The 18,342-nt window shown below is 68.6% G+C and carries 29 protein-coding genes and 1 tRNA gene; 10 read left to right on the top strand and 20 right to left on the bottom strand.

Features of this window, described 5'->3' with window-relative positions:
* Window positions 1–214 precede the first annotated feature (214 nt).
* A complete protein-coding gene (gene rpsT / locus H4F98_RS15240) occupies window positions 215–484 on the bottom strand; it encodes a 30S ribosomal protein S20 (protein ID WP_141517742.1) in 270 nt (89 codons plus the stop codon).
* A gap of 267 nt (window positions 485–751) precedes the next feature.
* Here rpsT and murJ point away from each other — a divergent pair, with 267 nt between their 5' ends.
* From murJ to H4F98_RS15210, 6 genes are all read left to right on the top strand, one after another.
* Window positions 752–2,293, top strand: a complete 1,542-nt coding sequence (gene murJ, locus H4F98_RS15235) for a murein biosynthesis integral membrane protein MurJ (RefSeq protein ID WP_182688692.1) — start codon at window positions 752–754, stop codon at window positions 2,291–2,293.
* A gap of 58 nt (window positions 2,294–2,351) precedes the next feature.
* Window positions 2,352–3,302 carry a bifunctional riboflavin kinase/FAD synthetase gene (locus H4F98_RS15230; protein ID WP_182688691.1) on the top strand — a complete coding sequence of 317 codons (951 nt, stop codon included), beginning with the start codon at window positions 2,352–2,354 and terminating at the stop codon, window positions 3,300–3,302.
* 59 nt (window positions 3,303–3,361) lie between these two features.
* Window positions 3,362–6,157, top strand: coding sequence for an isoleucine--tRNA ligase (ileS, locus tag H4F98_RS15225; protein WP_220479249.1), 2,796 nt, complete (start codon window positions 3,362–3,364; stop codon window positions 6,155–6,157).
* Complete coding sequence (lspA, locus tag H4F98_RS15220; RefSeq protein WP_182688689.1) at window positions 6,157–6,663, top strand: signal peptidase II; 507 nt, start codon at window positions 6,157–6,159, stop codon at window positions 6,661–6,663. The genes ileS and lspA overlap by 1 nt, the downstream gene beginning before the upstream one ends.
* A 68-nt stretch (window positions 6,664–6,731) precedes the next feature.
* The gene (gene ispH / locus H4F98_RS15215) at window positions 6,732–7,682 is read left to right on the top strand and encodes a 4-hydroxy-3-methylbut-2-enyl diphosphate reductase (protein ID WP_182688688.1); all 951 of its coding nucleotides are present in this window, start codon (window positions 6,732–6,734) and stop codon (window positions 7,680–7,682) included.
* A 116-nt stretch (window positions 7,683–7,798) separates the two neighbouring features.
* Window positions 7,799–7,874, top strand: a tRNA-Thr gene (locus H4F98_RS15210).
* 51 nt (window positions 7,875–7,925) lie between these two features.
* Here H4F98_RS15210 and H4F98_RS15205 read toward each other — a convergent pair.
* The 17 genes from H4F98_RS15205 to H4F98_RS15125 form a co-directional block, all read right to left on the bottom strand.
* On the bottom strand, window positions 7,926–8,177 hold the full coding sequence (locus H4F98_RS15205) for a helix-turn-helix transcriptional regulator (protein ID WP_182688687.1): 252 nt from the start codon (window positions 8,175–8,177) through the stop codon (window positions 7,926–7,928).
* Window positions 8,178–8,477: a hypothetical protein gene (locus H4F98_RS15200; protein ID WP_182688686.1), complete on the bottom strand. Its 300-nt coding sequence runs from the start codon at window positions 8,475–8,477 to the stop codon at window positions 8,178–8,180.
* Window positions 8,474–9,145: an HNH endonuclease gene (locus H4F98_RS17000; RefSeq protein WP_182688685.1), complete on the bottom strand. Its 672-nt coding sequence runs from the start codon at window positions 9,143–9,145 to the stop codon at window positions 8,474–8,476. The genes H4F98_RS15200 and H4F98_RS17000 overlap by 4 nt, the downstream gene beginning before the upstream one ends.
* Complete coding sequence (locus tag H4F98_RS15190; protein WP_182688684.1) at window positions 9,142–9,339, bottom strand: hypothetical protein; 198 nt, start codon at window positions 9,337–9,339, stop codon at window positions 9,142–9,144. Before H4F98_RS15190 ends, H4F98_RS17000 begins: the two co-directional genes overlap by 4 nt.
* Window positions 9,336–9,614, bottom strand: a complete 279-nt coding sequence (locus H4F98_RS15185; RefSeq protein WP_182688683.1) for a hypothetical protein — start codon at window positions 9,612–9,614, stop codon at window positions 9,336–9,338. The genes H4F98_RS15190 and H4F98_RS15185 overlap by 4 nt, the downstream gene beginning before the upstream one ends.
* On the bottom strand, window positions 9,611–11,569 hold the full coding sequence (locus tag H4F98_RS15180) for a ParB/RepB/Spo0J family partition protein (RefSeq protein ID WP_182688682.1): 1,959 nt from the start codon (window positions 11,567–11,569) through the stop codon (window positions 9,611–9,613). The genes H4F98_RS15185 and H4F98_RS15180 overlap by 4 nt, the downstream gene beginning before the upstream one ends.
* Window positions 11,566–11,769 carry a hypothetical protein gene (locus tag H4F98_RS15175; RefSeq protein ID WP_182688681.1) on the bottom strand — a complete coding sequence of 68 codons (204 nt, stop codon included), beginning with the start codon at window positions 11,767–11,769 and terminating at the stop codon, window positions 11,566–11,568. The genes H4F98_RS15180 and H4F98_RS15175 overlap by 4 nt, the downstream gene beginning before the upstream one ends.
* A 7-nt stretch (window positions 11,770–11,776) precedes the next feature.
* On the bottom strand, window positions 11,777–12,022 hold the full coding sequence (locus H4F98_RS15170; protein WP_182688680.1) for a hypothetical protein: 246 nt from the start codon (window positions 12,020–12,022) through the stop codon (window positions 11,777–11,779).
* Between the two features lie 9 nt (window positions 12,023–12,031).
* Window positions 12,032–12,619: a hypothetical protein gene (locus H4F98_RS15165; protein ID WP_182688679.1), complete on the bottom strand. Its 588-nt coding sequence runs from the start codon at window positions 12,617–12,619 to the stop codon at window positions 12,032–12,034.
* Window positions 12,616–13,149, bottom strand: coding sequence for a hypothetical protein (locus tag H4F98_RS15160; protein ID WP_182688678.1), 534 nt, complete (start codon window positions 13,147–13,149; stop codon window positions 12,616–12,618). The genes H4F98_RS15165 and H4F98_RS15160 overlap by 4 nt, the downstream gene beginning before the upstream one ends.
* Window positions 13,146–13,457 carry a hypothetical protein gene (locus tag H4F98_RS15155; protein ID WP_182688677.1) on the bottom strand — a complete coding sequence of 104 codons (312 nt, stop codon included), beginning with the start codon at window positions 13,455–13,457 and terminating at the stop codon, window positions 13,146–13,148. The genes H4F98_RS15160 and H4F98_RS15155 overlap by 4 nt, the downstream gene beginning before the upstream one ends.
* Window positions 13,458–13,470: 13 nt before the next feature.
* A complete protein-coding gene (locus H4F98_RS15150) occupies window positions 13,471–13,755 on the bottom strand; it encodes a hypothetical protein (RefSeq protein ID WP_182688676.1) in 285 nt (94 codons plus the stop codon).
* Window positions 13,756–13,870: 115 nt separating this feature from the next.
* Window positions 13,871–14,008, bottom strand: a complete 138-nt coding sequence (locus tag H4F98_RS15145) for a hypothetical protein (RefSeq protein ID WP_182688675.1) — start codon at window positions 14,006–14,008, stop codon at window positions 13,871–13,873.
* Window positions 14,005–14,157 carry a hypothetical protein gene (locus H4F98_RS15140; protein ID WP_182688674.1) on the bottom strand — a complete coding sequence of 51 codons (153 nt, stop codon included), beginning with the start codon at window positions 14,155–14,157 and terminating at the stop codon, window positions 14,005–14,007. The genes H4F98_RS15145 and H4F98_RS15140 overlap by 4 nt, the downstream gene beginning before the upstream one ends.
* Window positions 14,154–14,483 carry a hypothetical protein gene (locus H4F98_RS15135; protein WP_182688673.1) on the bottom strand — a complete coding sequence of 110 codons (330 nt, stop codon included), beginning with the start codon at window positions 14,481–14,483 and terminating at the stop codon, window positions 14,154–14,156. Before H4F98_RS15135 ends, H4F98_RS15140 begins: the two co-directional genes overlap by 4 nt.
* A 50-nt stretch (window positions 14,484–14,533) precedes the next feature.
* Complete coding sequence (locus tag H4F98_RS15130) at window positions 14,534–14,731, bottom strand: hypothetical protein (RefSeq protein WP_182688672.1); 198 nt, start codon at window positions 14,729–14,731, stop codon at window positions 14,534–14,536.
* Window positions 14,731–14,988, bottom strand: a complete 258-nt coding sequence (locus tag H4F98_RS15125; protein ID WP_182688671.1) for a hypothetical protein — start codon at window positions 14,986–14,988, stop codon at window positions 14,731–14,733. Before H4F98_RS15125 ends, H4F98_RS15130 begins: the two co-directional genes overlap by 1 nt.
* Window positions 14,989–15,215: 227 nt before the next feature.
* Between H4F98_RS15125 and H4F98_RS15120 the strand changes: the two genes are divergently transcribed.
* Window positions 15,216–15,413, top strand: a complete 198-nt coding sequence (locus H4F98_RS15120; protein ID WP_182688670.1) for a hypothetical protein — start codon at window positions 15,216–15,218, stop codon at window positions 15,411–15,413.
* A gap of 58 nt (window positions 15,414–15,471) precedes the next feature.
* On the opposite strand, the gene H4F98_RS15115 is transcribed toward H4F98_RS15120, so the two are convergent.
* Complete coding sequence (locus tag H4F98_RS15115; RefSeq protein WP_182688669.1) at window positions 15,472–16,266, bottom strand: helix-turn-helix transcriptional regulator; 795 nt, start codon at window positions 16,264–16,266, stop codon at window positions 15,472–15,474.
* Between H4F98_RS15115 and H4F98_RS17070 the strand changes: the two genes are divergently transcribed.
* Window positions 16,259–16,471, top strand: coding sequence for a Cro/CI family transcriptional regulator (locus H4F98_RS17070; RefSeq protein WP_220479242.1), 213 nt, complete (start codon window positions 16,259–16,261; stop codon window positions 16,469–16,471). The genes H4F98_RS15115 and H4F98_RS17070 overlap by 8 nt on opposite strands.
* 290 nt (window positions 16,472–16,761) lie before the next feature.
* Here the strand turns inward: H4F98_RS17070 and H4F98_RS15110 are convergent, their stop codons facing one another.
* Window positions 16,762–17,103 carry a hypothetical protein gene (locus H4F98_RS15110; RefSeq protein WP_182688668.1) on the bottom strand — a complete coding sequence of 114 codons (342 nt, stop codon included), beginning with the start codon at window positions 17,101–17,103 and terminating at the stop codon, window positions 16,762–16,764.
* Between the two features lie 207 nt (window positions 17,104–17,310).
* On the opposite strand from H4F98_RS15110, the gene H4F98_RS15105 reads away from it, so the two are divergent.
* Both H4F98_RS15105 and H4F98_RS15100 read left to right on the top strand, forming a co-directional pair.
* Window positions 17,311–17,898, top strand: coding sequence for a hypothetical protein (locus H4F98_RS15105; protein ID WP_182688667.1), 588 nt, complete (start codon window positions 17,311–17,313; stop codon window positions 17,896–17,898).
* 22 nt (window positions 17,899–17,920) lie between these two features.
* Window positions 17,921–18,118 (top strand): TraR/DksA C4-type zinc finger protein, encoded by a 198-nt coding sequence (locus tag H4F98_RS15100; RefSeq protein WP_211345341.1) that lies wholly within the window; start codon window positions 17,921–17,923, stop codon window positions 18,116–18,118.
* Window positions 18,119–18,342: the final 224 nt, after the last annotated feature.

The following is an 18,342-nucleotide window of genomic DNA, read 5'->3' as shown; positions in this document are numbered from 1 at the left end:
CGCGCCTGTCCTGCGACCGCAGGCGCAGGGGCCCGTGCGGGCGGAAGGCGCCTGCACGGCGGTCGTTCCGCCTCTGGCACGCCGGCGCGCCAGCGGGTTGGCACGCGGGCAACGGGCGCCAGCCTGGGCGAGGGCAACAAAAAAGCCGGCGTTCGCCGGCTTTCTTGTTCGCGCCACGGTGTATCGTGGCGCGGATGCTGGCCCGGGTATCCGGTCAGGCGGCCTTGAGCGCCTTGATGCGGGCGTTCAGGCGGCTCTTGTGGCGGGCAGCCTTGTTCTTGTGGATGAGGCCACGCGCGCTGTAGCGATCGATGATCGGCTGGGCGGCGGCGAAGGCGGACTCGGCGCCGGCGGCGTCGTTCTCGCCCAGAGCCTTGAGCACCTTCTTGACGTAGGTGCGGAGCATCGAACGCTGGCTGGCGTTACGGGCATTGCGCACGACGGTCTGCTTGGCGCGCTTCTTGGCGGACTTGATGTTAGCCACGGCGTATTCCTGGAATTATTTGAAGTTTGGAACTGGAAGGGGTGTATGTCTTGGAGCAGGACTTGCGGGCGGTTAACCGGGCAAGTAGACAGGAAATTATGAGCAATTCAGTAGCTTGCGTCAACTCCGCGACCCCGGGGGCTTCACATGCCTGACAAGACCGTTCAGGAGACCCCCCTGCAGGCCGGCGCCGGGGGGCTGCCCGGGGGCCCACCGGCCTCGCCCGGCACGGGTCCGGGCTCGCGCCCGCCCCGGCGCGAGCGGGGGATGCTGCGTTCGACCGCGGTGTTCAGCGTGATGACCTTCATCTCGCGCATCGCCGGCTACGTGCGCGATGCGGTCACCGCCAGCCTGTTCGGCGCCGGGCCGGGCATGAGCGCCTTCGTGGTCGCCTACCGGATCCCGAACTACCTGCGTCGAATCTTCGCCGAGGGTTCGTTCTCCTCGGCCTTCGTCCCGGTGCTGTCGGAGATGAAGGAGAAGGGGGACGACGAGGCCCTGCAGGACCTGCTCAACCACGTCGCCGGCGCCCTGTTCGCGGTCGTGGTCGTCGTCAGCGCACTGGGCGTGCTGGCGGCGCCGTGGATCGCGCGGCTGTTCCTCGCACTGGCGCCGGCGGACGCCGAGACCATCCCGTTGACGGCCGAGATGCTGCGCATCACGTTCCCGTACCTGGTGTTCATCTCGATGACGGCGCTCGCGGGCGGGGTGCTCAACACCTTCCGCCACTTCGGCCTTCCGGCGCTGACGCCCGTCCTGCACAACCTGGCGATGATCGCGGCGATGTGGCTGCTGGCCGACCGCCTGGCCGTGCCCGAGGCCTCGATGGCCTGGGGCGTGCTCGCCGCCGGCGTGCTGCAGGTGCTCGTGCTGTGGCCGGCGATGGGGCGGCTGGGCCTGCGCCCGCGACTGCGCTTCGACGTCCGACATGCCGGCGTGCGCAAGGTCGCTCGGCTGATGCTGCCGACCGTGTTCTCCTCCTCCGTGGCCCAGGTGAACGTCCTCGTGGGCACCATGTTCGCGGCGCTCCTGGTGCCCGCGGCGCAGTCCTGGCTGTACTACTCCGACCGCCTGACCGAGCTGCCCCTTGGCCTGTTCGGCGTGGCGATCGGCACCGTGATCCTGCCCCAGCTGTCGCGCCACCATGCGTCCGGCGACGAGGCCGGATACTCGAAGTCGCTCGACTGGGGCCTGCGGATCGTCCTGCTGATCGGCGTGCCGGCCGCCGTCGGCCTGGCACTGCTGGCCGAGCCACTCACCGCGTCGCTGTTCCAGCGCCGGGCGTTCACCGCCGAGGACTCGCGGATGGTCGGAGTGGCGTTGACGGCGATGAGCGTGGGCATCCCCACCTTCATGCTCAGCAAGGTGCTGCTGCCGGCCTTCTACGCCCGCCAGGACACCCGCACCCCGATGCGCGCGGCCATCATCACCGTCGTCGCGAACGTGGTGCTGACCATCGCGCTGGTCACGCCGCTGTGGATGATGGGGGTGGCCGAGGCGCACGTGGGCATCGCCGCCGCCAGCGCGCTGGCGGGCATCCTCAATGCCGCGCTGCTCTGGCGCTACCTGCGCCAGCAGGGCCTGTACCGGTCGCAGCCCGGCTGGGGACGCTGGCTCCTGCGGATCGGCGTGGCCCTGGTGGCCATGGCCGCGGCGGTGCTTGCCGTGCGCGCCCACGTGGGCGCGTGGGGCCTGCTGCCGATGGCCGACCGCTGGCTCTGGCTGCTGGCGGCCGTCGCCGCCGGGGGCGGCGCCTACGCCGCGACGCTGCTGCTGATGGGGCTGCGCCCCCGGCACCTGCGGCATTGAACCGCGGCGTGGCCAGGGCGGACGGGCGGCGCGTGCGCCCTATATACTGCCGGGTTCTATGAGCAGGCTGTTTCGTGACGTCGACGGCGGGCCCCGGTGCCCGCACGGCAGTGTGGTCTGCATCGGCGCCTTCGATGGCCTCCACCTGGGGCATCGTGCGCTGGTGCGCCACGCGGTGGCGCGCGCGCATGCGCTTTCCGTGCCGTCGGTCGCCGTCAGCTTCGAGCCCTTGCCACGCGAATTCTTCGCCCCGGCATCGCCGCCGCCGCGCTTGTTGTCGGCGCGGGCCAAGGCCGATGGCCTGCTCGCGCTCGGCGTCGATGCGGTGGGCCTGTTGCGCTTCGACGCGCGCTTGAGCCGACTGTCCGCCGAGGCCTTCGTCGAGCAGGTGCTGGTGGGCCACCTGGGCGCCCGGGAAGTCTGGGTCGGGCCCGGTTTCCGCTTCGGCCAGGCGCGCTCGGGCGACATCGACACCCTGCACCGGCTGGGCGGTGCGCACGGTTTCGTTGCCGGCGAGATCGAGCCGGTCATGCTGGACGGCGAGCGCGTCTCGGCCACCCGCATCCGCGCGGCCCTGGTCGCGGGCGAATTCGCCGTCGCCGCGCGACTGCTCGGCCGCCCGTACGCCATCGGCGGCCGGGTCGTGCGCGGCCAGCAGCTCGGCCGCACCCTGGGCTATCCCACCGCGAACAACCGCTTCGGCGGAAAGACACCGCCGCTGTCGGGCATCTACGCCACGTGGGTGCATGGCGTGGGCGAGGGACCGATGGCCTCGGTCTCCAGCCTCGGCACCCGTCCGACCGTGGACGGCGTGGAGCCCTTGCTCGAAGCCCACCTGTTCGATTTCGACGGCGACCTGTACGGTCGCAGGATCGAGGTCGAGTTCGTCGCCAAGTTGCGCGACGAGGAAAAGTTCGACGACCTGCCGGCCCTGGTCGCGCAGATGCACCGCGATGCCGAGCAGGCGCGCGCCCTCCTGACGAAGCACCCACAGCGAGCCCAAGCGTGACCGACGCCCCCGCCAATCCCTACAAGTCCACCCTGCACCTGCCGGCGACCGAGTTCCCCATGCGCGGCGACCTGCCCAAGCGCGAGCCCGCGACGCTGGCCCGCTGGGAAGAGGAGGGGCTGTACCAGCGCCTGCGCGAGCAGGCCGCCGGACGCCCGTTGTTCGTGCTCCACGACGGTCCGCCGTACGCCAACGGGGCGATCCACCTCGGCCACGCGGTGAACAAGATCCTCAAGGACATCATCGTCAAGTCCAAGTACCTGGCGGGCTTCGATGCCCCCTACGTGCCGGGCTGGGACTGCCACGGCCTGCCGATCGAGATCGCGATCGAGAAGAAGTTCGGCAAGGTCGGGGTGAAGCTCGACGCGGTGGAGTTCCGGCAGAAGTGCCGCGACTACGCCAACGAGCAGATCGACATCCAGCGTCGCGACTTCAAGCGCCTGGGCGTCGTCGGCGACTGGGACAACCCGTACAAGAGCCTCGATTTCCGCTTCGAGGCCAACGAGATGCGCGCGCTGGCCAAGGTGATCGACAACGGCCACCTGACCCGCGGCGTGAAACCGGTGCACTGGTGCTTCGACTGCGGCTCGGCCCTGGCCGAGGCCGAGATCGAGTACCAGGACAAGGTGTCGCCGGCGATCGACGTGGCGTACCTCGCGCGCGACCCTGCCGCGATGGCCAAGCTCTTCGGCGCGCTGCACCCGGCGGACGTCGACATCGCCGTGCCGATCTGGACCACCACGCCGTGGACCCTGCCGGCGTCGCTGGCCATCTCGATCGGGCCGGACCTGGGCTATGCCCTGGTCGAAGGTCCTGCGAGCGGCGGGCGCCGCCGTTGGCTCGTCGTCGCCGAGGCGCTGGTCGACAAGGCACTCGCGCGCTACGGCGTGCACGAGGCAGTCGTGCACGGCCGCGTCGCCGGCGCCGCGCTCGAAGGCCAGGTCCTCGAGCATCCCTTCTACGCCGACCGCGACATCCCGTTGATCCTGGGCGAACACGTGTCCGCCGAGGACGGTACCGGCGCGGTGCACACGGCGCCCGGCCACGGCCAGGAGGACTACGTCGCCAGCAAGCAGTACGGCCTGCTCGACACGTACACCGCAGCCGAGCTCAATCCCGTCGACGGTCGCGGCGTGTACCTGCCGTCGACGCCGCCGGCCGGCGACACCGTGCTGGCCGGCCAGCACATCTGGAAGGCCAACGACGCGATCGTCGAGGCGCTGCGCGCGAACGGCCACCTGCTGGCGTTCGCGAAGCTCGAGCACAGCTATCCGCACTGCTGGCGCCACAAGACCCCGATCGCCTTCCGGGCGACGCCGCAGTGGTTCATCTCGATGGACCAGGCGAACCTGCGCGCCGATGCGCTGGCCGCGATCGACGAGGTCGAGTGGTACCCGAAGTGGGGCCAGGCGCGCATCGCCGGCATGGTCGAAGGGCGTCCGGACTGGACGATCTCGCGCCAGCGCACCTGGGGCGTGCCGATCGCACTGTTCGTCCATCGCGAGACGGGCGAGCCTCACCCGCGCAGCACCGACCTGATGCGCCAGGTGGCCGACCGGGTGGAGCAGGGCGGCGTCGATGTCTGGTACACCCTCGACACGACGGAGCTGCTGGGCACCGAAGCCGGCGACTACGAGAAGATCACCGACATCCTGGACGTCTGGTTCGACTCGGGCGTCACCCACGAATGCGTCCTGCTCGAGCGCGGATTCGGCAAGCCGGCCGACCTCTACCTGGAAGGCTCGGACCAGCACCGCGGCTGGTTCCAGTCCTCGTTGCTGACGGGTGTGGCGATCGACAGGGCCGCGCCCTACCGCCAATGCCTGACGCACGGGTTCACGGTCGACGAGAAGGGCCGCAAGATGTCCAAGTCGCTGGGCAACGGGATCGAGCCCCAGGACATCATGAAGACCCTGGGCGCGGACATCCTGCGCCTGTGGATCGCCTCGGTCGACTACAGCAACGAGATGTCGTTGTCGCAGGAGATCCTCAAGCGCAACGCCGATGCCTACCGCCGCATCCGCAATACCGCGCGCTTCCTGCTGGGCAACCTGCACGGCTTCGAACCCGGGCGCGACCTGGTGGCGGTCGACGACATGGTCGCGCTCGACCGCTGGATCCTGCATCGCGCCTGGCAGCTGCAGGAAACCATCAAGGACGCCTATGCCCGTTACGACTTCGCCGAGATCGTCCAGGCGCTGCTGAACTTCTGCAGCGTCGACCTGGGCTCGATCTACCTGGACGTGACCAAGGACCGCCTGTACACGATGCAGGAAGACTCGCGCGGCCGGCGTTCGGCGCAGACCGCGATGTACCACGTGATCGAAGCCTTCGTCCGATGGATCGCGCCGGTGCTGGGCTTCACCGCCGACGAATTGTGGGGTTACCTGCCTGCGCCGGCCCAGGGCACGCGCGAGGCCAACGTGCTGTTCGCCACCTGGTACGAGGGGCTGGCACCGATGGCCGACGATGCGGCGCTGTCCCCGGCGCGCTTCGAGCGCCTGCTGGAGCTTCGCGAGGACGTCAGCGGGGTGCTCGAACCCATGCGTGCCGCCGGTCGCATCGGCGCCGCGCTCGAGGCCGAGATCCGCCTGTCCTGCGGGGTGGCCGACCAGAACTGGCTTGCGCCGCTGGCCGACGAACTGCGTTTCCTCTTCATCAGTGGCGACGTCGAGGTCGTCGCCGACGACGACGCCAAGGACGTCCGGGTCGAAGCCGAACCCACCACCAAGTCCAAGTGCGTGCGCTGCTGGCACCATCGCGCCGACGTTGGCCAGGTCGAGGCCCATCCGCTGCTGTGCGGACGCTGCGCAAGCAACGTCGACGGCGACGGCGAAGACAGGCGGTGGTTCTGATGGCCGCGCCGCGTCCCCGCCCCGATGCGCTGGCCTGGCTGGCCCTCTCGGTGCTGGTCGTCGTCCTGGACCAGTGGAGCAAGGCCTGGGTGCTCTCGTCGCTGCCGGAGTACACCGCCATCCCGGTGATCGATGGCTTCTGGAACTGGTACCGCACCTACAACACGGGCGCGGCGTTCAGCTTCCTCAGCGATGCCGGCGGCTGGCAGAAGTATTTCTTCACCGTCCTGGCGGCCGGCATCTGCGGACTGCTGGGCTACTGGCTGTCGCGCACGCCGCGCCGGGACTGGAAGACCGCCGCGCCCTACGCGCTGGTCATCGGCGGGGCGATCGGCAACGTGATCGACCGCTTCATGCACGGACACGTGGTCGACTTCATCCAGTGGCACTGGCAGGACCATTTCTGGCCGGCGTTCAACATCGCCGATTCGGCCATCGTCGCCGGCGCCATCGGCATCGCCGTGCACGGCCTGTTCAGCGGTTCGCGCCAGGCGCAGGCCGACTGAGTCGGCGTTACACTGTCGCTTGTCGGCCGCACCCCGCGTGCAGGCCATCGCCCTCCCGCTTGGATCCCATGGACGTACTGCTCGCCAATCCCCGAGGTTTCTGCGCCGGCGTCGACCGCGCCATCGAGATCGTCAAGCGCGCGATCGAGACGCTGGGCGCGCCGATCTACGTACGGCACGAGGTCGTCCACAACCGCTTCGTGGTCGACGACCTCAAGCGCCGTGGCGCGGTGTTCGTCGAAGAGCTCGACGAAGTGCCCGATGGTGCCACGGTCATCTTCAGCGCCCATGGCGTGTCCAAGGCCGTGCGCGAGGAGGCCGACCGTCGCGGCTTGAAGGTGTTCGATGCCACCTGCCCGCTGGTGACCAAGGTCCATTTCGAGGTCTCGCGCCACTGCCGCGCCGGCAACGACGTCATCCTCATCGGCCACGCCGGCCACCCCGAGGTCGAGGGCACCATGGGGCAATGGCAGCGGGAGAAGGGCAAGGGCAACATCTACCTGATCGAGGACGTGGATGACGTCGAGCGGGTGCAGGTCGGCCAGCCCGAGCACCTCGCGTACACCACCCAGACCACCTTGTCGGTGGACGACACCCAGGCGGTGATCGCGGCCCTCAAGCGGCGCTTCCCGGCCATCCAGGGCCCCCGCAACGACGACATCTGCTACGCCACCCAGAACCGCCAGGACGCCGTGCGCGAGCTGGCCGCCGAATGCGACCTGGTGCTGGTGGTGGGCTCGGTGAACAGCTCCAATTCCAACCGCCTGCGCGAGCTGGCCGAGCGCGAGGGCGTCGAGGCCCACCTCATCGACGGCGCGATCGAGATCGACCCGCGCTGGGTGGAGGGACGCACGCGCATCGGCATCACTGCCGGCGCCTCGGCGCCCGAAGTGCTGGTCCGCGGCGTGATCGAGCGCCTGCGGGAACTGGGCGCCGCCCACGTCGCCGAGCTCAGCGGCGAACCCGAGAGCATGGTCTTCGCCTTGCCCAAGGAGCTGCGCGTCCAGCTCGTGGACTGAGCCGCCCGCCATGGGCGCCCGGCCCAGCTTTCGATTGACCCGGGCGCCGGCCCCGCCTAGAATTCAGCTCCCGCGGCCCGCCGCGGCGCCGCGCTTCGCAAGGCGGCATGCTCCACGCCGGAGTAGCTCAGTTGGTAGAGCACGTCATTCGTAATGATGGGGTCGTAGGTTCGATTCCTATCTCCGGCACCAATCCCCCTTGGCCCGTCTACGTTTCCCGCGATCTTGGGGCGTAGGTGGGGCCTAGGCGGCCTTCTCGCGCTGCTGGCGGGCTCGCAGCTTCTCCGCCCAGTCGTCCAGCTCCGACTTCCTCCACACGCGCCGCTTGCCGATCCTCGCCGGCGCGGGGAAGCCAGGCTTCGCTGCGAACTCCAAGAACGTCTTGCGCGGCATCTGGCCAAGGTATGCCGCTGCTGCGTCAGCGCATAGCCAACGCTCGCCTTCGACCATCGCCGCCAGGATTGCGACGACATCAGGTGCTGCGTGCTCAGACATCTAGATAGCCCCTCGCGGCCCCACCGGCGGCAGGCCGCGGCCAGCCACGGGCTGCGTCGCGGATCCTTGGATGGTGGGCCGGCCGGGGTCGTGCTCGATGAGCTCACCGACGAAGCCGGTGGGGCGCAGGCGCTTCGTCCCGACGGCCTTGATCATGTCCACCTCGACCTTGGCCGAGTTGATGATGGTCTGGGCGACATCGGCGACGCCCTTGGCTTTCTCGAGACTGATCTTGTCGTTGCGCAGCTGGTCCAGGGTCTCGAACAGAGCGGTACGAAGCTCTTCAACGGTGTGGGTCATGGCGTGGTCTTCCGACGGCGATGGTTGATGGAGCGCACCAGGCCGGCGCGCTGATGTATCACCCGCTTCAACGGCGCGGGCAGGTTGTGTATGGAGTTGCGGCGCATGCGCTCGCCTTGGCTCACCAGCTCGAGGTTCTCGATCCGGATATCGGACTTGTCGCCGTTGAGGAAACCGACCTGGTGGCCGGGCGGCACCGGTCCGCGGTGCTCCTCCCACAGCAGCACGTGCACGGCGCGCCAGCGGTGCTGGAGCGGCATGTCGTCGTTGACCTTGCGCTGCAGGTAGCCGTCCTTTGAGATTCGAGTGGCGCCGATCGGCTGGTACACCTCCCTTGCACGTCCGCCGCGGTGTCCCTTCTTGAACTGGGTTTCGGCCATTCGACCCGGCGCCCAACCTGGCGGACGTCGCACGCCCTTGTTGTGCGGCACATGGTTGCGCTTGAACCGGCAGGCCACGGCGTTCGGGCGTGCCCAGGTCGCCCAGAGGTGGGCGTGCGGATTGCGGTGGAAGCCCGGCCCCTTGCGCAAGCCGAGCTTGTTGGCTAGGTAGTGCACGCTCGATACCGAGCGGCCGACGACGTACGCGATCAGGAAGTTCGGCCAGTCCGCGTAGTTGATGCGCACGGTCTCGATCTCGTCGTCGTTGTAGGGAGCGCGGCTGCTCACTCCCCGTCTCCCTGGTCGACGCCGGCGGCGCGCTGTCGCTTACCGCGCCTGGACTTCTCGCGGCGCGCGGCCGCCAGCAGCGCCTGCATGGCGGGTATCCGCTTGGCGAGGTCGGCGATGTTCGCGGCGAGCGCCGCGTCCGTCATGCGGTTCACGGCGAAGTTCAGGCAGCGACGGGAGGCGGATCGGCTCACGTGATAGGCCCTTCCGGTGGCACGCGCATCCACGGCCGTGGGTCTTGGATGCCGGCGGCCTTGAGCTCAATGCGGAACGCAATGCAGGCCTCGGCCTCCTGGACCGAGGCGTAGATGCCGCCGACCACGCCGTGGGCGTCTCCTGAGTGCCAGTTGATGACAAAGCGCTCGCCCTTGGGGACCACGCTGTACGTGACGCCATGGGCAGGCGCTTGAACCTCCGCCGGCGGCGCCGGCGGAGGCGCGGCGAACAGGTCGAGCTGCGGCGTGCTCACGCGGCCTTGCTCGCCTTCTTGGCCTTGGGCTTGGCAGCCGCGGCGCGCTTCTTGGCGGGCGCTTTGGCGGCCTTCTTGGTCGGCTTCTTGGTGGCCTTGCCCTTCGCCGCGTTGCCGTAGCTCGGGCCGCGCAGCGTCTTGGGCAGCCAGCCGGTACCAGCCAGCAGCTTGGCTGCCTCGGCCGCCAGCTCGCCCTTCTTCAGGCCCTCGAGCGACTTGGCGACGTCCTTGCCCTTGGCCTCGGCGATCGCTGCCAGCAGGTAGGGCTTCGGAACGCGGGCCACGAAGTTGTCGCAGCCGGGGTTCCATCGCTCCGCCATCTCGAAGCCGATGGCCTCATGCAGCTCCTGGACGCCGGCGTGGCCACGCTCGTGGTCGGTCATGCCATCGAAGCTCTGGGCGACCAGGTCGGCGAGCATGTCGAGCAGGTCCTGCTGCGGTTGCTTGATCAGCCATGTCAGTCGCTTGGCGCGGGGCATCTTCTTGCGGCAGGCCTCCGCCGCCTCACTCTTGGGACGCAGCGCGTTGTAGTTGTCAGGCGCGATCGCCGCGGCATCGGCGCCCCGGCCCCCGGTCGCGGTGAGGAGTCGCGCGTGACTGAAATTGCCGGCCAGGTCCGAGGCGAAGCGGTCGACCAGCAGCGCCAGCGCGAGCTGGGGGTCCCGGCTCACGTGGTGGCGTGCCTCTTCGCTGCGATGGGCGCTGAGGTTGCGCAGGACGGCCGCGCTGAGCGTCAGTGCCTTCGGCTTGGCCGGCGCACTCGGATCGGCCCCGCCGGTGACCGCGCCGCTCTTGCCCAGCTTCTCGCCGGGCTTCAGGCGGCCATAGGTGATCGCGACACCGCCGCTACCGACCGTGACCAGCGCACCTGCCTGCGCCATGATCCGCTCGGGCCAGATCTCGCGTTTGCGCGCGGCGATCTCGTCGAGCTCCTCCTGAAGGTCCCAGTACTCGTTCTCCCCGTCATCCTTCTCACCCTTGTCCAGGGCTTGGAGGCGCGCCTCAATCTCGGTCTCCCGCGAGGCGTCTTCGGGCGTCGCATGTGTGAGTTCGACCCCGCGATCATCGACAGCCGGGAACTCGGCACGTGTCGCGTAGTCCAGGTCGATGCGCGCCTCGACCCACGACCAGCCCGCGTCGCGCAGCGCCTGTGCGGCCTGCTCGAGGCGATCCATGGCCAGTTGGTCCAAGAGGGCCCGGTCGGTCAACCAGGCGCGATCGCTGAAGAGGTCGCGGCGCACGGTTCCGCCGGCCTGCTCGTAGGCCTCCAGCCCCACGAACTTCGCGAGGGCCTCGTCTGCCGACACGTCGCTCTGGGTGAGGAACTGGCGCAGCTGGTAGGGGCTCCGCTCGTAGTCCTGGCGGTTCTTGCCCCAAGCCTGCTTCTGCAGGTCGTGGTTGTCGGTCAGCGCCAGCACCTGCAGCTGCTCGAGCGTCATCCTACCGTCGCGGTAGACCTGCACCAGGTCCGGATTGACGTTGGCCAGCTTCAGCCGCTGGCGGACGACGCGGTCGGCGACGCCGAAGTGGGCGGCGATGTCCGGGATCGGCTTGCCGGCGTCGATCATACGGCGGAACGCGTCGAACTCGTCGGCCGGGTGCATGGCCTCGCGCAGCGTGTTCTCCGCCGTCGATGCCTCCACGGCGATGTCGGCGTCGTCGACCACCAGGCAGGAGATCTCCCGCAGCGTCGCCGGCAGGCGACCCTGGGCGTCGAGCAGCTGCAGGGCCGCGAGGCGGCGGCCGCCGGCGATCACCTCGAAGGTGCCCGCTTCATCGGTCGGCAGGACCGTGAGGTTCTGCAGCAGGCCGTGCGCCTCGATGCTGGCGGCCAGGTTCTCGACGCCTTCGCCCTGGGTCTTGCGGGCATTGAGCGGTGACAACTGCAGGTGGGCCAGCGCGATGCGCTGCAGTGACGCCGCTTCGGGGCGCGCGAGCGGAGCGACGGCGTTCATGCCGGCACCTCCGCCACGTCGTTCGGGTGCACGCGGTACAGATGGGCCGGGCAGCTGAAGGCCGGCTCCGGGGTGGACAGCAGCGTCACCCAGTGGCCCTGGGCCGAAGAGACAGCGCCAGGCTTCAGGTGCCAGGCTTGGATACGGGCGCCGCGCTTGGCGGCAGCTCGCAGATCGGTGTACTCGTCCTGTGCGTTCATGGTGACCTCAGCGGCTGGAAGGGGTGATGGCGTGGCTGCGGCCGCGACCGAGCTGGGCCAGGAGACGCTCGGGCTTGGCGGCGATCGCGAGGCTGGACTCGGCGGCCTGCAGGGCGTGCTGGTCGCGCCGCCACTCGCGCGCGAGGGTACGAAGGCCTTCGGCGCTGACCTGCAGGCCCTGTCCCTCGGTCTGGTCGGCGAGGGCGTCGAGTTGGTCGGGGCCGCTAGTCGCGGCGTCGTGCGTGTTGAACATGGGCAGTCCTCAGGCGGCACGCTTGCCGCGTTTCGTGGGATGGATCTCGCTGCGCTCACGCCGGAAGGCTTGGGCCTGCCGCTCGCGCTCGGCGATTGAGTGGGCGGTCTCGCCCATGGCGAAGGTCTGCACGCGGCCGCCGCGCGCCAGGAAGGCGTCGACATCGCGCGCGAGGGTGTCGCGCAGAGGCTTCTTGACCTCGACGGCCGAGCACATCGTCGCGACGGTCGGCGCGGCGTCGCGGACGGTGGCGAGCGGCGCCGCCAGCGAGGTCTGGAGGCGGTTGGGCGCAGCCCTGGTCGACGCGGCGACCTCTCCCGCGCGCAGCGCCAGCGCGACGCGCTTGGGCTCAGGTTTCGGCGTGGCTACGGTCATGCCGCTGCGGCGGTCGACGAAGCTGGCGGCATTGGTGAAGAACCGGTTGCCGCGCTTGTCCAGCTTTCCGTGCTTGACCATGGTGGCCAGCATTGAGGATGTTGTCCGGCTCGGGCCTTCTCCCACCAGGAAGCGATGCACCTCGCGCGTGGTGGCGCCGTTCGCACGGCCCGCTATGAAGGTGCGCACACGGCCTGCGGTGGTTGGCTTGCCGGTAGTCATGCCTGGCGCTCCGCCGACTGATCGCCGCAACCCGGTCCGGTCATCCCCTTGTCGTTGGGATCAGTAAACTCGCGCCAGTCCACCCAGCCGCGCTCCGGGCAGTGGAAGCCCCAGGTACGGAGGCGAGGCCCCGTGATGAACAGAGTCCAGCACGAGATTGGCGTGTCATTGCCGGGCTGGCTCGCGACGAAGTCGCGGATCTTCAGCAGCTCGATCCGGTGCGCCCGGCGTGGCCCGCTCAGCTTGATGCTGGGGGCGCTACGCTCGCGGCGGCGATGGATGCCGCCTGCGGCAATCGTGTGCTCGATGTAGCCACCGCTCAGCAGGATGCTGCACCAGGGCCATGGGTGGTCGTGTAGGGCACGGTCGTCGTCGTCACGCAGGAAGCAGTGCAGGTAGACGTTGAACACTGGATTGCGCGGGATCAGGAACCAACGCAGCAGGTAGGGCTGTTCGACGCCGCCGACCACGAAGTCCGGCTTACGTTGGCGGGCCCAGGTGATGAGCGCGGACGCAGCTTTCTGGATCATGCGGCACCTGCCTGCGGGCCCTTCGTCGCCTCGGCGATCGCCTGCGCCAGCTGCAGGCCCTTGGCCGTCAGGGCGAAGCGGGTCGGGAAGCCCGGCTGGTCGGACTCGACCAGGTAGTCACGCTCGAGCATCAGCATCAGGCGCTTGGTGAACGTCTCCACCTGCAGCGGCTGGCTGCGGTTGGCCTTCGGGTACGCGCCGGCGGCGACGTAGCCGGCGCGTTGCCGGGTGAAGCTGTGGGAGGGCGATGCCAGGGCTGCGAGAAGCGCGCGGCGCTGGAGCAGGGACAGACTCTGGAGTGTCGTCATGGGAACCTCGGGATCAGGCAGCGGCGGCGACGACCGCCGCAATGCGTTCACGCACGCGGGGCAGGTCGGACAGCGGGATGTGGCCCATCGGGTCGCGCCAGCGCAGCTCGGTGATGGCGCGGCTGGGCGAGGGGACCGTGGCCACGCGGCAGCGGTGGCACTCGATGTGGAAGTGGGGCGGGCAGGGCGCGCCCACGCGATGGCCCGCCGGGGCCCCGCGGGTCTCGACGAGCTGCGGGCGGTGGCCCGGGACGCAGGTGGGGATGTCCGCCGGGAGCGGACGGCTTTGCTGGATCATGGTCAGAGGCCTCCGGTCGAGGTCTTGCGGTTCGCCAGGTGGAAGAAGCCGGCGGCGGTGCGCATGCCGAGGCAGAAGCCCAGGCACAGGCAGACGTAGGCGGTGATCAGGACGGTCATCGCGACGCCCACCCACGCAGTCGGCCGGCGATCGTGTGGCAGGTGTCGGCGGCCACCAGATCGAACCAGTCGGCCAGCCACGCGGCCGTCAGGCGGACCCAGTAGTCGGCCCAGGCGCGTAGGCGGGCACTCATCGCGCACCATCCTGCGCTTGCGCCGGCGTGGGTTGAGGCGGCCATGCGGGCGGCGGGTTGCCGCCGAAGAGCCGCAGCCACTCGCGGTCGCTCTGCTCGCGTACCGGCCCCAAGGACGCGAACTCGCGCTTGATGTCCATGGGGGTCATGACGCACCGCCTTCGATTTGAGCGATCAAGGCCTTTGCCGTGGCGTACTCCCTTTGCCAGCGCATGCCTGGGCCAGGCTCGCCATCCAACTCGTCGATCTTGTCGATGAACGAACGCGCGAATGCATAAAGATCAGGTGCGGTAGCGATCAGGCGCGCGTCGGGATGGTCTGCGCCGCCTGCGTCAGCGAAGTCATGCATGATCCCGCCGCGGCGACCACGCTCGCCGTGGCCCCAGAGGGCAAACCTTGGTTGCGCCCCTTGCATACCCTGCCTGGCGAAACCCATCACATAGAGCTTTCCCCGATCCGGGGTCTGCAGGCGCACTTCGCCGCTTGGAGTTGTCTCCCATGCCCAAGGCCCTGGCGTATGCCCGCTCATGCCGCACCGCCTTGCAGAGACGCCAGGTGGTGCCGGGTGCGCTGCAGCTGGAAGGCGACGGCCTGGCCGTTGCGGCCGGCCTTGAGCTCGGCCAGGACGGCGCGAATGCAGGCGCGGCGGTCGGGCGGGGAGGGCAGGCGGTTGGCCTGCGCGAGTGCGTTCTCGATTGGGCGCAGCGGGATGACGGTGGCCATCAGCGCACCTCCGCCAGCAGCTCGGCCGCCAGCGCTTCGGTGCGCAGGGCGGTGCGGTGGAGCCGGTTGCCGCGGCGGTTGTGCCGCAGACGGTGCTGCGCCTGGCCCGACTTGCGGTGGGCCTCGGCGTAGATGTGGTCGCGGGCCGTGGTGCGCAGCACGGCGCGCACGCAGGCGGGGACCATCGGGAGGGGGAGGGCCGCCAGCACCGCCTGGTGCTGGGCCTCGAGATCGCGGGTGTCGGTAGTGTCGAACATGTGCGCCTCCATCGGAGATGAAGGGCGGCCGGGCCCGGCGCGGGGGGAGATCGCGCCGGGCCCGGCTCTGTCCGCCTATGGCCGCATCGGGTCGGCCGGGGCGGGTGCCCTGCCGGTCCTAGGGGGAGCCGGCAGGGAAAATATAAGCACACTTACATCATGACATGCAAGCGGGCTTATATCTGGCGTTGCTATCGTCGAGCATTCAGCCTCAGGGGGAGACCGAAGTGCAGATTCTTTTCTTGCTAATTTCCTTGGCCGCGTTCTTCGGCGGCGTGCTTCTACTCGGTGGGGCGAAGAGCGCGATTCACGAGATCCTCGCCGGCGTCACCTTCCTCATTTGGGCGGTGTTCCTCGTCGGTGCAGGTGTCATCGGCGCTATCCGAGAGGCGGCCAAAGAACTGTTGGCAGCTCAACAGAAGTAGTCGGCTTTGAGCCTAAGTTCTCAGGCAGGCCGCCAGGCCTATGCCTGAGATCACCAGATCAGAAGTTGCGGAGTGTCCACCAAGCCGCCACCCGGCCGGCAATGTGTAGTTGCTCGATTTCTTCTGGCGCGACGTCTTCGGGCGGGTATGCCGGGTTTGCGGACTGGATCTGAAGTCGTCCCGTCCGCAAATTGGGGACGAGACGCTTGATCAGGGCGCGGCCCTGCCAGTTAAAGACGTAGATGCCTTCGCCTTCGTAGTGATCTATGCCGGTGTCGACGAAGACCACGTCGCCGTGATTGATCACACCGGCCATGCTGTCGCCACGCGAGCTGATCAGCTTGACGCGGTCCAGGTCTCGCGGGAGGTTCTGGCGCGCCCACCATTCGGCGACGTCCAGGAACTTCACGACGTCGGGTTGCTCGTCGCTGTAGGTGCCATAGCCCATGTCCCCCTCCATGTTCAGTAGCGGGAGACGAACGTATCCAACGGGTGTCTCTGAACCTGCGACGTAAGTGGCGGGCTCGTCAGCGACACCGATGCGCTCTCGCTTGGCGGGGCCGCTTCCGTCAATGAGCCACTCGATCCGGAAGTCGGTGTAGACCCTCCCGAGTTGCACGGCAGTCGTCCCCTTCAGCGACTTCGTCGTGCCGTCCTCGAGTTGATAGAGCGCAGACGGCGAGATGCCCGCCTTGTGAGCGGCGATCGCAGGTTCGTTGTAGCCAGACTCGACGCGTGCATGCGTGAGCCGTTCGCCCAGGGTCATAGTCATGTTAGCGAGCTTATAGGGAGCCAATGTAAGCGCCCTTGCATGCAGCGTATAAGCATGCTTATACTCGTTGCCCATGGACATGCCGCCCATCTCAAAGGCTGAAGCGATTGCCGCTTACGGAGGCAATGCCTCCGCGCTCGCAAACGCGCTCCGGATCACGCCATCCGCCGTCTACCAGTGGCCTGAGGGGCCGATCCAAGAGCGCCACGCCCTCAAGCTCCGATTCGTACTGAAGCCCGACGTCTTCGGCCCCACGCCGGACGCACCGACGCCGGAGGCCGCCTGAAATGGTGCTGGGCATGGACTCCCAACCTGGAGGGTTCGTTCGCTGCGTACTGGTTCGTAAAGGGCCGGCAGGCGAGATCCTCGGCCAGATCACCTTCGGCGGTGCGCACCTCACGGATACGCAGTTCTCGATGCTGGCAGAATCGGCCGCACGAGCCCTGAGTGAACCGAAGGTCCAGGCACCTTCAGCCACGGATTCGGCGCAAGTGGTGAACGTCTTCGACCTCGGTGAAGTCGAGGATGCGCTCGAGCGACAGCATTCGCTGCTATTGGAAATCGTGCGGAAGTCGGTCAATCGCCAATCGATTGATCCTTCCCCGCAGCGGCCTCCATCACTTCGGTCAGGTACGACATCTGTTCCTGGAAGGCCGCTCGATACTCGGCCCCTTGGAACAGGCCTCCTTCCATTTCTACGTCGACTAGGTCGTGCCTTGCGCGATTCCAGGCTGCTAGGAGCTTCTCGGGCGAGGGGTGACAGCCCATGACGATGCCGAGGCCGTACTTCATCGCAGTCACCTCTCCCAAGAGGCGCGCCAGCAGCGTCTCGTGGAGCTGGATGCGCTCTGCTGCCCAAGTTGGAAATTCGGCCAATGGAATGCTCTGCGGACCCAGGCCGTGCAGTGTCTTGTCCATCGGAGTGCCTCCTTCTCGCTTTCGGGTTGATATCCGCGCTCTCCAAGCTTACTTCGGATCCGCGGGAACAATTGATCAGGACTGCTACGAGCCGGCCAGGACCCGTGTCGACATGGAAGTGACGCAAGGCGGTCAGGCGAGTTCGGCGGGGCAGGGCGGTCATGTTTGTCATGACGCCCATGGTGCGTGTCGCATGGGGCGATACGCATGAAGCTCGCGCCTCATTTCCTGCCGCCGCGGCAGTCGGTGGTATACGGCTACACGCGCCGCATGCTCGATGAGACGGCCACCAACGCCAACAGCTTCGCCATGGCTGTTGCCGAGCACTACCTCGCCACCGTGGCGCCCGACGTGCGCCACGTGCCGTTCAAGCTGGGGGAGGGCGATGCCCTGCTCGCGGCGATGAAGGCGAACGGTCAGACCCTTCGCCGCTACATGGATGGCACCGTCAAGGTGCTGCCCGCTGATCTCGAGGATGCATGGGTTATGGCGCTGCCGGAGGCCTACCGGAGCGCATGCGAGCGCGACCTGGCCAAGCGCCGGGGCCGGCTCTCCATTGCTGCAATCGAGGACGCCCCGCATGCCCCCGCCGTGGGCATGGCCGCGCTGGCGACCGAGTTCGCGCAGCTGGTGGAGGCGCTGGCCCCGGCGCTGGCGGACGGCAAGCTCAATGCCGACGACCTGCCGCACGCCAAGCGAATCCTCAACGAATCCGACGACCTGATGGCCGCCCTGTTGGGCATGCGCCGCCAGGTCACCGCACTGCTGCCAGAGGGGGACGCCGCACATGCCTGACCAGATGGACCAGGTGCAAGCCATGAACGAGCTGCACACCGAGAACGCCTTGCGAACGCACGCGCGGCGCGAGCGGTCGCAGGGGCTGACCCACTGCGAGAACCTCGACTGCGGCGAGCCCATCGCGGCGGTGCGGCAGGCGATGGGTGCGCGGCTGTGCGTGCCTTGCCAGAAGGGCGAAGAGGCCGCGGCCGCGCACCAGCGGGCGTGGCGCCGTTGATCATGGCCGCCCGCCGCGCCCTGCCGCGAGGTGTCCACGCCGGCGACCGGCCGTTGCGGCACCCGGCTTCGGGGCGTGCGCTCGACGGCATGACAAGAGCCCTTGATGCCCTGCGGGCGCCGGCGACTGGCATGACCCACGAACAGGCGCTGGCAGAACGCGCGCAGTGGGCCGCGGAAGATGCGGCGAGGCGCCTGCCGCAAGGCTGCCTCGCGCTGGAGCCG

The organism is Marilutibacter spongiae, assembly GCF_014145325.1.
GTDB lineage: Bacteria > Pseudomonadota > Gammaproteobacteria > Xanthomonadales > Xanthomonadaceae > Marilutibacter > Marilutibacter spongiae.
Note: the sequence above shows the minus strand (reverse complement) of the source record. Positions and strands in the feature narration are given on the sequence as shown.

Excerpts from the sequence above, each read along its gene's own strand:
- H4F98_RS15160 (WP_182688678.1), bottom strand. The coding sequence starts at position 13,149 with ATGATCCAGAAAGCTGCGTCCGCGCTCATCACCTGGGCCCGCCAACGT.
- H4F98_RS15130 (WP_182688672.1), bottom strand. The coding sequence starts at position 14,731 with ATGGCCACCGTCATCCCGCTGCGCCCAATCGAGAACGCACTCGCGCAG.
- H4F98_RS15230 (WP_182688691.1), top strand. The coding sequence starts at position 2,352 with ATGAGCAGGCTGTTTCGTGACGTCGACGGCGGGCCCCGGTGCCCGCAC.
- ispH (WP_182688688.1), top strand. The coding sequence starts at position 6,732 with ATGGACGTACTGCTCGCCAATCCCCGAGGTTTCTGCGCCGGCGTCGAC.
- H4F98_RS15150 (WP_182688676.1), bottom strand. The coding sequence starts at position 13,755 with ATGATCCAGCAAAGCCGTCCGCTCCCGGCGGACATCCCCACCTGCGTC.
- H4F98_RS15110 (WP_182688668.1), bottom strand. The coding sequence starts at position 17,103 with ATGGACAAGACACTGCACGGCCTGGGTCCGCAGAGCATTCCATTGGCC.
- H4F98_RS15205 (WP_182688687.1), bottom strand. The coding sequence starts at position 8,177 with ATGTCTGAGCACGCAGCACCTGATGTCGTCGCAATCCTGGCGGCGATG.
- lspA (WP_182688689.1), top strand. The coding sequence starts at position 6,157 with ATGGCCGCGCCGCGTCCCCGCCCCGATGCGCTGGCCTGGCTGGCCCTC.
- murJ (WP_182688692.1), top strand. The coding sequence starts at position 752 with ATGCTGCGTTCGACCGCGGTGTTCAGCGTGATGACCTTCATCTCGCGC.
- H4F98_RS15145 (WP_182688675.1), bottom strand. The coding sequence starts at position 14,008 with ATGAGTGCCCGCCTACGCGCCTGGGCCGACTACTGGGTCCGCCTGACG.
- H4F98_RS15170 (WP_182688680.1), bottom strand. The coding sequence starts at position 12,022 with ATGTTCAACACGCACGACGCCGCGACTAGCGGCCCCGACCAACTCGAC.
- H4F98_RS15175 (WP_182688681.1), bottom strand. The coding sequence starts at position 11,769 with ATGAACGCACAGGACGAGTACACCGATCTGCGAGCTGCCGCCAAGCGC.
- H4F98_RS15115 (WP_182688669.1), bottom strand. The coding sequence starts at position 16,266 with ATGTCCATGGGCAACGAGTATAAGCATGCTTATACGCTGCATGCAAGG.
- H4F98_RS15125 (WP_182688671.1), bottom strand. The coding sequence starts at position 14,988 with ATGTTCGACACTACCGACACCCGCGATCTCGAGGCCCAGCACCAGGCG.
- H4F98_RS15165 (WP_182688679.1), bottom strand. The coding sequence starts at position 12,619 with ATGACTACCGGCAAGCCAACCACCGCAGGCCGTGTGCGCACCTTCATA.
- ileS (WP_220479249.1), top strand. The coding sequence starts at position 3,362 with ATGCGCGGCGACCTGCCCAAGCGCGAGCCCGCGACGCTGGCCCGCTGG.
- H4F98_RS15105 (WP_182688667.1), top strand. The coding sequence starts at position 17,311 with ATGAAGCTCGCGCCTCATTTCCTGCCGCCGCGGCAGTCGGTGGTATAC.
- H4F98_RS15140 (WP_182688674.1), bottom strand. The coding sequence starts at position 14,157 with ATGACCCCCATGGACATCAAGCGCGAGTTCGCGTCCTTGGGGCCGGTA.
- H4F98_RS17070 (WP_220479242.1), top strand. The coding sequence starts at position 16,259 with ATGGACATGCCGCCCATCTCAAAGGCTGAAGCGATTGCCGCTTACGGA.
- H4F98_RS15100 (WP_211345341.1), top strand. The coding sequence starts at position 17,921 with ATGAACGAGCTGCACACCGAGAACGCCTTGCGAACGCACGCGCGGCGC.
- H4F98_RS15180 (WP_182688682.1), bottom strand. The coding sequence starts at position 11,569 with ATGAACGCCGTCGCTCCGCTCGCGCGCCCCGAAGCGGCGTCACTGCAG.
- H4F98_RS15155 (WP_182688677.1), bottom strand. The coding sequence starts at position 13,457 with ATGACGACACTCCAGAGTCTGTCCCTGCTCCAGCGCCGCGCGCTTCTC.
- H4F98_RS15200 (WP_182688686.1), bottom strand. The coding sequence starts at position 8,477 with ATGACCCACACCGTTGAAGAGCTTCGTACCGCTCTGTTCGAGACCCTG.